Consider the following 7,964-nt stretch of genomic DNA (forward strand, 5'->3'; position numbering starts at 1 on the left):
CGCCGCCCCCCGCCCCCCCGCACGCCCCCCCCCCCCCCCGGCCCCGCCCCCCGGGGCCGGGCGCCGGGGGCAGGTCAGCGGCCCGGCCGTCAAGATCTCGGTGGCTCGTCCATCGGACAGGTGAAATACGCCGATTCCGCCGCCACCGTTCATCGGTCGTTGCCGCCGCGCCGAGCGCCCAGTAGAAACCGGAGTGGAAGTTACCGCCCAGTAGCAAATTGGCGTGCGGGAGACCGCACAAGACCACGGGGAGAGGAAACCATGCCGCCCACCAGCCGTACCGCCCCTCCCGGCCGCCGGGACTCCCGGCGGCCGGCCCGCTCGGCCCTGCTCGCCGCCCGGCAGCGGGAACGCGACAGGCTGCCGCCCTACTGGTTCGCGCACCGGCTGGTGCTCGTCCTCAGCGGTCTGCGGCCGGTCCACCTGCTGCTCGGCCACACCCGTGACGAGGCGTACGAGCAGCTGGTCCGGCTCGCCCCGCTGACACCGCTGCGATCGGCGGTGGCGGGCGGGCCGGCTCCGGTGGTCCGGGAGGTCGGCTGGTCTCAGCCCTGCCCCGGCGCGGTCGAGGCGTTCGCCCGGATCGCCGCCGGCGACCGGCTGCGCGCTCTGGCCTTCCGTCTGGAGCGCTCCCGCGATCAGCGCTGGCTGTGCTCGGCCGTCGAGCTCGACACCGTGTCCTGAACGTGTCCTGACCTGCCCGCCGTCCCGACCGCCTCCGCCGCTCCGGCCGGCGCGGCGGCGCCATGAGGGGCGCGGGCCCCTGCGGCACGGAAAACGCCGCGGGGCCGGGCGTCCTTCTCGGACGCCCGGCCCCGGAACGGCATCGAAGCGGACCGCCGACCGCCACTCGGCGGCGGTCACCAGCTCACTTCTTGCGGCGGCGGCCCTTCTCCCGCTGGGCCCTGCGGCGCTCGGCGCGGGTCATGCCGTCCGCGGGCGAGCGGACCGGACCGCCCTCCTCGCCACTGGCGAAGTCACCCTCGACGACACCGCCCTCGCCGTCCACGGTCGGCGCGGAGAAGTGCAGCCGGTCCGGGCGCTGCGGGGCGTCCAGGCCCTTGGCCCGGATCGCCGGACGCCCGCCCGCCGCGACGGCCTCCTCCTGAGGGGCCTTCTCCAGGGAGGGCGCGGGCCCGGCCTCCTCGACCGGCACCTCCTCGACCTGCTGCTCCACCTGGACCTCCAGGTTGAACAGGTAGCCGACGGACTCCTCCTTGATGCCGTCCATCATCGCGATGAACATGTCGTAGCCCTCGCGCTGGTACTCCACCAGCGGGTCGCGCTGCGCCATGGCGCGCAGGCCGATGCCCTCCTGGAGGTAGTCCATCTCGTACAGGTGCTCGCGCCACTTGCGGTCGAGGACGGAGAGGACCACGCGGCGCTCCAGCTCGCGCATGATCTCCGAGCCGAGCTGCTTCTCACGCTCCTCGTACCGCTCGTGGATGTCGTCCTTGATGGCGTCGGTGATGAAGTCCGCCGTGATGCCGTCGCGGCCCCCGGCGGCCTCCTCCAGGTCCTCGACGGTGACCGTCACCGGGTAGAGCTGCTTGAAGGCGCCCCACAGCCGGTCCAGGTCCCACTCCTCGGCGAAGCCCTCGACCGTCTCGGCCTGGACGTACGCGTCGATGGTGTCGTCCATGAAGTGGACGATCTGCTCGTGCAGGTCCTCGCCCTCCAGGACGCGGCGGCGCTCGCCGTAGATGACCTCGCGCTGCCGGTTGAGGACCTCGTCGTACTTCAGGACGTTCTTGCGGATCTCGAAGTTCTGCTGCTCGACCTGCGACTGCGCCGAGGCGATGGCCCGGGTGACCATCTTGTTCTCGATCGGGACGTCGTCGGGCACGTTGGCCATGGACATCACGCGCTCGACCATCTGCGCCTTGAACAGCCGCATCAGGTCGTCGCCGAGGGAGAGGTAGAAACGGGACTCGCCCGGGTCGCCCTGACGGCCGGAGCGACCGCGCAGCTGGTTGTCGATACGGCGCGACTCGTGCCGCTCGGTGCCCAGCACGTACAGACCGCCGAGGTCGACGACCTCCTCGTGCTCCGCCGCGACGGCCTGCTCGGCGCGCTCCATGGCCCCGGGCAGGGCCGCCGCCCACTCCTCGGCGTTCTCCACCGGGTCCAGGCCCTTGGCCCGCAGCTCGGTCTCGGCGAGGTCGTCCGGGTTGCCTCCGAGCTTGATGTCCGTACCGCGGCCGGCCATGTTGGTGGCGACCGTGACGGCGCCCTTGCGGCCAGCCTGCGCGACGATCACGGCCTCGCGCTCGTGGTTCTTGGCGTTGAGCACCTCGTGCGGCACGCCGCGCTTCCTCAGCTGCTGCGACAGGTACTCGGACTTCTCCACCGAGGTGGTGCCCACCAGGACCGGCTGGCCCTTCTCGTGCCGCTCGACGATGTCGTCGACCACCGCGTCGAACTTGGCGACCTCGGTTCGGTAGATCAGGTCCGACTGGTCCTTGCGGATCATCGGCCGGTGGGTCGGGATCGGCACCACGCCGAGCTTGTAGATCTGCTGGAACTCGGCGGCCTCGGTCATGGCCGTACCGGTCATGCCCGAGAGCTTGTCGTAGAGGCGGAAGAAGTTCTGGAGGGTGATCGTGGCGAGGGTCTGGTTCTCGTCCTTGATCTCCACTCCCTCCTTCGCCTCGATCGCCTGGTGCATGCCCTCGTTGTAGCGGCGGCCGGCCAGGATGCGGCCGGTGTGCTCGTCGACGATCATGACCTCGCCGTCGAGGACGACGTAGTCCTTGTCCTTCTTGTAGAGCTCCTTGGCCTTGATCGCGTTGTTGAGGTAGCCCACCAGCGGGGTGTTGACCGACTCGTAGAGGTTGTCGATCCCCAGCCAGTCCTCGACCTTGGCCACGCCGGACTCGTGGATGGCGACCGTGCGCTTCTTCTCGTCGACCTCGTAGTCGCCCGTCTCCGGCTGCTGCTTGAGCGGGTTGGCGGCCTCACCGCGCTCCAGCCGCCTCACCAGCTTGGCGAAGTCGCCGTACCACTTGGTGGCCTGGTCGGCCGGGCCCGAGATGATCAGCGGGGTGCGGGCCTCGTCGACGAGGATCGAGTCGACCTCGTCGACGATCGCGAAGTTGTGGCCGCGCTGCACCAGCTCGTCCTTCGACCACGCCATGTTGTCGCGCAGGTAGTCGAAGCCGAACTCGTTGTTGGTGCCGTAGGTGATGTCGCAGGCGTACTGCTCGCGGCGCTGCGCCGGGGTCATGTTGGCGACGATGCATCCGATCGTCAGTCCCAGGAACTTGTGGACGCGGCCCATCATCTCGGAGTCGCGCTGGGCCAGGTAGTCGTTGACCGTGATGAGGTGGACGCCCTTGCCCGACAGGCCGTTGAGGTAGGCGGGCAGGGTGCCCACCAGCGTCTTGCCCTCACCGGTCTTCATCTCGGCGACGTAACCCATGTGCAGGGCGGCGCCGCCCATGATCTGCACGTCGTAGTGGCGTTGGCCGAGTACGCGCTTGGCCGCCTCGCGGACCGTCGCGAAGGCCTCGGGCAGCAGGTCGTCCAGGGACTCTCCGTCGGCGAGGCGCTCCCTGTACTCGTCCGTGAGCGCCCGCAGCTCGGCGTCGGTGAGGTTGACGAAATCCTCTTCGATCGACGACACCTGGTCCGCGATGCGGTGCAGTTTGCGCAGGATCTTGCCTTCACCTGCACGCATGATCTTGCCGAAGACGGACACGTAGGCTGGCTCCTTGCCGGTCGGGCCGGGCACGGTCTGGGTGCTCTGGCACGGCGGGCCTCTTCCTTGCTCCGGGCCCAGCCGCACCGGCCATCGTATGCGAGGGGCACCGGCCCCTGTACCCCCCAACGTGCCGGAGACTCGTAAGGTGCCGGTTCCGCCCGATTGGATGACCGGCACAATCATCTCCATGCGACCCGTCACCCTCGGCACCGAGCGTCTCCTGCTGCGCACCTTCGAACCGCAGGACGTTCCCGCCGTCCACGCCGCCTGCCAGGATCCGGACATCCTGCGCTGGACCACCCTCCCCGAGCCCTACGAGCGGCGGCACGCGCAGGAGTTCGTGCTCAACATCGGCCCGGCCGGCTGGCGCGGGGACACCGCGTACAACTTCGGCGTCTTCACCCGTGACGGGGAGCTGGTGGGCTCCATGGGGCTGGTGCGCATCACACCGCCCTGCCCGGAGGGGCGCCTGGCGGAGCTGGGCTACTGGACGGCCAGGGAGCGGCGGGGCCGCGGGTACACCGTGGAGGCGGCACGGGCGGTGACCGACTGGGCCTTCCGCGAACTGGGCGTGCAGCGGCTGGAGTGGTTCGCCGAGGCCGGGAACACCGGTTCGCGGGCCGTGGCGGAGCGGCTGGGCTTCGTGATGGAGGGCACCCTGCGGGCGCGGATCACCTTCCGCGGGACCCGGCGGGACGCGTGGGTGGCGTCGCTGCTGCCCTCGGACTGGGGACGGACGACGGCCGTGGCGTACCTGCCCTCGTCGTAGGAGCCGCGCTTCGGGACCCCGTTGTCGGTGGCGGGCTCTATCGTCGGCGCATGACCACCGTCTCACTCTCACTCTCCGCCGACGAGGCCCGCCGGACCGCGCTGCGCGCACAGGGGCTGCTGGGGGCCCCGGACCGCCGGGCCGGGGTGCGGGGGATGCTGCGCCGTCTGGGCGCCGTGCAACTGGACACCATCTCGGTGCTGGCCCGCTCCCATGAACTGGTGCCCTACGCACGGCTGGGCGCGGTCGGCCGCGACACGGTGGAGGCGGCGTACTGGTCGGGGGGCCGCGCCTTCGAGTACTGGTCGCACGCCGCCTGCGTCCTGCCGGTCGAGGAGTGGCCGTACTTCGCCTTCCGGCGCCGGGCGTTCCGGGCCAGGGGGCACCGCTGGCACCGCATGGAGGACTCCGGGCGCTCCTGCGCCGCCGTACGGGACCGGCTGAAGGCCGACGGCCCGCTGACGGCCACCGAGCTGGGAGGCGCGAAGAACGGCGGCGAGTGGTACGACTGGTCCGAGACGAAGATCGCGGTGGAGTGGCTGCTGGACACCGGCGAGGTGGTCTGCACCGAGCGGCGCGGCTGGAAGAGGGTGTACGACCTGGCCGAGCGCGCCGTCCCCGGCGAACTGCTCCACGACGACCCGACCGACCACGAGTGCCTGCTCCGGCTGGTCGCCCAGGCCGGGAGGGCGATGGGCGTGGCCACCCGCGCGGACCTGGCCGACTACCACCGGCTGAAGGGCGAGCAGATCGACGCGGTCGTCGCCGAGACGGGCCTGGTGCCGGTGGAGGTGGCGGGCTGGGGAAAGCCCGCCTGGGCGGACCCGGCGGCGCTGGAGGCCGAGTCGTCCGGAGGCCGGGGTCGGCACCGCACCACGCTGCTGTCGCCGTTCGACTCGCTGATCTGGGACCGCAGGCGCACCGAGAGGATCTTCGGTTTCACCCACCGGCTGGAGGCCTACGTGCCCAGGGCCCGGCGGATACACGGCTACTTCGCCATGCCGCTGCTGTCGGGCGGGCGGCTGCTGGGCCGGGTCGATCCGGCCCGCGAGGGGAGGACGCTGGTGGCGCGGCAGGTGTCGATGGCGGGGCGCGGGGCGGTGGAGCCGATGGCCCGGGCACTGTGGGAGGCGGCGGACTGGGTGGGCTGTGACGCGGTGCGCGTCGAGCGCTGCGACGACCCGGCGCTGGCCGCGGCCCTCGTCTCGGCGCTCGGCTGACGTACCGCCCGCCTCCGGCGCGCCGCGGACCGGACCACGGCGCGCCGGGCCACCTCACCTGATCTCGAGGATCTTCTCCCGCATCGCGTAGACCACGGCCTCCATCCGGGAGTGGAGCTGGAGCTTCTCCAGGATGTTGCGTACGTGGTTCTTCACGGTGTTCTCGCTGATGAAGAGTTCCTTGGCGATGTCGCGGTTGTTCATGCCGGTGGCGACGAGCTTGAGCACCTCCAGCTCCCGGTCGGTCAGGCGCGGCGCGGGCACCAGCCGCTTCTCGTCGGTGCGCTGGATCATCGACTTGAACTCGGTGAGCAGCTTGGCCGCCATCGACGGACTGATCTGCGACTGCCCGTCGGCGACCGCGCGGATCGCGGTGGAGACCTCGTCGGTGGAGATCTCCTTGAGCAGGTAGCCGGTGGCCCCCGCCTTGATCGCGTCGTAGAGATCGGCCTCCTCGTCGCTGATCGTCAGCATGATGATCTTCGCGCTGGGCGCCACCTCCTTGATCGAGGTGCATGCCTCGATGCCGCCGCGCCGGGGCATCCGCACGTCCATCAGCACGATGTCGGGAAGCAGGTCCGCGGCCTTGTCCACGGCCTCGGCCCCGTCCCCCGCCTCGCCGACGACCTCGATGTCCTCCTCCTGTGCGAGAACGATCTCCAGCCCGCGCCTGAAGAGGGCGTGGTCGTCGACGACCAGGACCCGGATGGGTTCCCCGCGCGAGCTCTCCTCCCCCTCGTCCGCGGGGGTGGTACCGCGGCCTCCGCCCCGCGCACCGGGCGTCACGGGCCCGAAGCTGTCCGCCATCGTTCCTCCCCCTGCAGCCAGGCTACGCAGCGCCAACCGACCGATGCAGGACGCCGGTTGGACGGGGCCATGATTCCATGCCACCGCCCCCGGCCGAATTCCTCGTTCGGCCGGGGGCGGGCCCGGTGCGCGGTGTCAGCGACTGTTATCAGCCACCCAGAGCGCCTCCGGCGCCCTGCGGTGCCTCCTCCACGAACGGATCGGGTTCCAGATGGATGACGCCGTAGTCGTAACCGTGCCGCCGGTAGACGACGCTCGGCAGCTTGGTCTCGGAGTCGACGAACAGGTAGAAGTCATGCCCGACCAGCTCCATCTCGTACAGGGCCTGGTCCAGCGACATCGGGGCCGCCGCGTGGGTCTTCTCCCGGACGACCAGGGGACCGTCCCCCTGGACCTCCAGCGGTCCCACCCTGGTGGTGGCGGGCGGTTCCTCGACCACCGTACGCTGCGGTCCGAGCCGGCCGTCCTCGCCGATGGCCGCCGCGTTCGGCACGGTCACGGCCACGTCGCGCGCCGGGATCCGGTGGTGGCCGTTCCCCTTCCGCGCGGAGACCCGCTTCTCGTGCTGCCTGCGCAGCCGCGACTCCAGCTTCTCCGTGGCCAGGTCCAGCGCCACGTAGGGATCGGCCGCCGCCGCCTCGGCGCGGATCACCGGACCGCGGGAGCGCAGTGTGATCTCAACCCGGTCGGAGCGGTCGGCCTGACGCGGGTTGGGCTCCTTGGACACCTCGACGTCGAGGCGGATCGCCTTGGCGTCGATCTTCTGGATCTTGTCCAACTTGAGCTTGTCGACCACGTGCTTGCGGAACCGCTCCGGCACCTCTGTCTTACGGCCCTTGACGACGATGTCCACGCAGAACTCCGTTCCCGGGCGTCTCCGCGGCCTGAGCGGCGGAGCACGCCCTTTGTGCACTGAGTCCGAAAGATGCGGGCTCCTGCCCGTCACCGTCCGGCCCTACGTCGGGTTGCGACTTTCACCTCCTCCTCCCCAGCCGGGAAGACCGCCACCCTCCCGTTTCCGGGAGGATGACCAGCAAAGCCGGGCGAACGCCATGCAGCGCACATGTCCCGCCGTACAGAACGACTCTCGCCATTCCTCACAACCGAACCTACCTCCGCCGGGGGAAACTCGGCACCCCCTGGTGGCACGGACCTCCGGTCTCGGACGGCGTCGCCTTCAGGACGGAAACGAGACGCTTCCGCCGGCGGTTCCACCCGTACGGACCACACTGCCCACTCACGGCCGGGGTACGCCCCCGCGAACCGCCTGCCGGGTGAGCGCCCGCACACCGGTGCGAGAACGGCGGGAGCACCGGTGTACGGGCCCTCGGGGGCCGACCGGCACGGCACGGCGCTAACCTCGAAGTTTCGTGACGGTCCGCCGACGGAGTCGGTGGACCGTTTTCGTGCCGTGGGCTGAGGCTGGGCAGGCCGACGGCCCGGCTGTCGCGTCGGGTGGGCGCCG

6 protein-coding genes are annotated in these 7,964 nt (G+C 70.9%); 3 read left to right on the plus strand and 3 right to left on the minus strand.

Annotation, left to right across the window (positions count from 1 at the left end):
- Positions 1-261: 261 nt before the first annotated feature.
- Complete coding sequence (locus tag AC2CJA_RS20900; RefSeq protein ID WP_241716016.1) at positions 262-684, plus strand: Rv3235 family protein; 423 nt, start codon at positions 262-264, stop codon at positions 682-684.
- Between the two features lie 184 nt (positions 685-868).
- On the opposite strand, the gene secA is transcribed toward AC2CJA_RS20900, so the two are convergent.
- Entirely contained in the window at positions 869-3,700 is a 2,832-nt protein-coding gene (gene secA, locus AC2CJA_RS20905) for a preprotein translocase subunit SecA (RefSeq protein WP_484604213.1), read from the minus strand.
- Positions 3,701-3,890: 190 nt separating this feature from the next.
- On the opposite strand from secA, the gene AC2CJA_RS20910 reads away from it, so the two are divergent.
- The gene (locus AC2CJA_RS20910) at positions 3,891-4,472 is read left to right on the plus strand and encodes a GNAT family N-acetyltransferase (RefSeq protein WP_484604214.1); all 582 of its coding nucleotides are present in this window, start codon (positions 3,891-3,893) and stop codon (positions 4,470-4,472) included.
- A gap of 50 nt (positions 4,473-4,522) precedes the next feature.
- Positions 4,523-5,692 (plus strand): winged helix-turn-helix domain-containing protein, encoded by a 1,170-nt coding sequence (locus AC2CJA_RS20915; protein WP_484604215.1) that lies wholly within the window; start codon positions 4,523-4,525, stop codon positions 5,690-5,692.
- A gap of 54 nt (positions 5,693-5,746) precedes the next feature.
- Here the strand turns inward: AC2CJA_RS20915 and AC2CJA_RS20920 are convergent, their stop codons facing one another.
- Together AC2CJA_RS20920 and hpf are read right to left on the minus strand one after the other, a co-directional pair.
- Positions 5,747-6,499, minus strand: a complete 753-nt coding sequence (locus AC2CJA_RS20920; protein WP_484604216.1) for a response regulator — start codon at positions 6,497-6,499, stop codon at positions 5,747-5,749.
- A 148-nt stretch (positions 6,500-6,647) separates the two neighbouring features.
- Entirely contained in the window at positions 6,648-7,352 is a 705-nt protein-coding gene (gene hpf, locus AC2CJA_RS20925) for a ribosome hibernation-promoting factor, HPF/YfiA family (RefSeq protein ID WP_484604217.1), read from the minus strand.
- Positions 7,353-7,964 lie beyond the last annotated feature (612 nt).

Source organism: Streptomyces sp. ATLC9 (assembly GCF_057196705.1).

Excerpts from the sequence above, each read along its gene's own strand:
- AC2CJA_RS20900 (WP_241716016.1), top strand. The coding sequence starts at position 262 with ATGCCGCCCACCAGCCGTACCGCCCCTCCCGGCCGCCGGGACTCCCGG.
- AC2CJA_RS20910 (WP_484604214.1), top strand. The coding sequence starts at position 3,891 with ATGCGACCCGTCACCCTCGGCACCGAGCGTCTCCTGCTGCGCACCTTC.
- AC2CJA_RS20915 (WP_484604215.1), top strand. The coding sequence starts at position 4,523 with ATGACCACCGTCTCACTCTCACTCTCCGCCGACGAGGCCCGCCGGACC.
- AC2CJA_RS20920 (WP_484604216.1), bottom strand. The coding sequence starts at position 6,499 with ATGGCGGACAGCTTCGGGCCCGTGACGCCCGGTGCGCGGGGCGGAGGC.